This is a genomic window from Mesorhizobium sp. P3_A9, assembly GCF_056402975.1.
In genome coordinates this window covers 1-1,529 of the sequence record NZ_JBFUGJ010000659.1, presented here as the reverse complement: position 1 = coordinate 1,529, position 1,529 = coordinate 1, and the positions used below count along the sequence as shown (strand labels likewise).

Sequence of the window (1,529 nt, the reverse complement as noted above, 5' to 3'; positions counted from 1 at the left end):
GCGCAATGATCGCCGATCGATTGCCCATGCGGCTGACCATTCCCTGGGCGATTTGTGCATTCATCCTCCTGGGGTTCCCGGCCCATGCGACCAAGACGGTCGATCTGGTGCGTGTCCACAAGGCGGAGCGTCGGCTGGAACTGATCGGCGACGGCAAGGTTCTGCRCAGCTACAGCATTGCRCTCGGCGGTGATCCCGTCGGSCACAAACACCRGGAGGGTGACCAGCGCACGCCCGAGGGKCGCTAYGTCCTCGACTGGCGCAACCCCGACAGCGTCGCGCACAGATCGATCCACATCTCCTATCCCAATGCCGGCGATCTGGCGGCCGCGATGGCGCGCAATGTCGACGCGGGTGGCATGATCATGATCCACGGCCAGCCGAACGGTTTCGGCTGGTGGGGCTGGCTGCTTCAATTGGTCGACTGGACCGATGGCTGCATTGCCGTTACGGACTCCGACATGGACGAAATCTGGGCAATGGTGGCCGATGGGACACCGATCGAGATCGAGCAATAACGATGAGTGGTGGCCCTATCCATGACTGAAGATAAGGCGATCTGGCCTCCGATCGAACCGATTTCGGCAGGCCTGCATGGCCGTTGCCCGCGCTGCGGCGAAGGGCGGCTGTTTTCCGGCTTCCTCACCGTCGGCAAACGCTGCGTCAATTGCGGCCTCGACTATTCCTTCGCCGATGCCGGCGACGGGCCGGCGGTCTTCGTCATCCTGATCATCGGCTTCATCATCGTCGGCCTGGCGCTCTGGGTGGAAGTGACGCTGAGCCCGCCGCTCTGGCTGCATCTGCTGATATGGATCCCGCTGGCCATCGTGCTGTGCCTGACGGCGCTACGGCTGATCAAGGGCGTGCTGYTSACCCTGCAATATGCCAACAAGGCGGCCGAAGGCCGGCTGGACCGCGGCGAATGAGCGAGGCATCCATCAACAGTGACGGCCGTTCGCGGCCACGATCGGCGTTGCTGCTCGGCCTTGGCCTGGCGCTGCTGCTCATCTTGCTGGCGCTCGGCACCTGGCAGGTCCAGCGCCTGCACTGGAAGGAAGGTCTCCTGCAGACCATCGACCAGCGCACCCACTCGGCGCCACAGCCGTTGGCCGAGGTCGAGAAGGACTTCGCCTCGACGGGGGATGTCGACTACACGCCAGTCACGGTCTCCGGCACGTTCCTGCACTCGGGCGAGCGGCATTTCTATGCGACCTGGGAAGGTGAGGCCGGGTTCAACGTCTATACGCCGCTTGCCCTCGACGACGGCCGCTTCGTGCTGATCAACCGTGGTTTCATACCCTATGATCTGAAAGACCCCGCCAAGCGCGCCACGGGGCAGATCACAGGCAAGGTGACCATCACCGGGCTTGCCCGCAATCCGCTGCCGGCAAAGCCGTCGATGATGCTTCCCGACAATGATGTGGCCAAGAACATCTTCTACTGGAAGGACCGCGACGTCATGGCGGCGAGCGCCGGCCTGCCGGCCGGGTTCACGCTGGTGCCGATCTTCATCGATGCCGACAAGACAC

The 1,529-nt window shown here is 63.6% G+C and carries 3 protein-coding genes; all 3 read left to right on the top strand.

The window, feature by feature from the left end:
* Positions 1-26 precede the first annotated feature (26 nt).
* On the top strand, positions 27-518 hold the full coding sequence (locus tag AC1DX0_RS35755) for a L,D-transpeptidase family protein (protein WP_477359193.1): 492 nt from the start codon (positions 27-29) through the stop codon (positions 516-518).
* Positions 519-539: 21 nt separating this feature from the next.
* Positions 540-926, top strand: a complete 387-nt coding sequence (locus AC1DX0_RS35750; RefSeq protein WP_477359190.1) for a DUF983 domain-containing protein — start codon at positions 540-542, stop codon at positions 924-926.
* Positions 923-1,529 (top strand): SURF1 family protein (locus tag AC1DX0_RS35745; protein ID WP_477359187.1); only part of this gene is annotated, 607 nt, incomplete at its 3' end. The genes AC1DX0_RS35750 and AC1DX0_RS35745, both read left to right, overlap by 4 nt.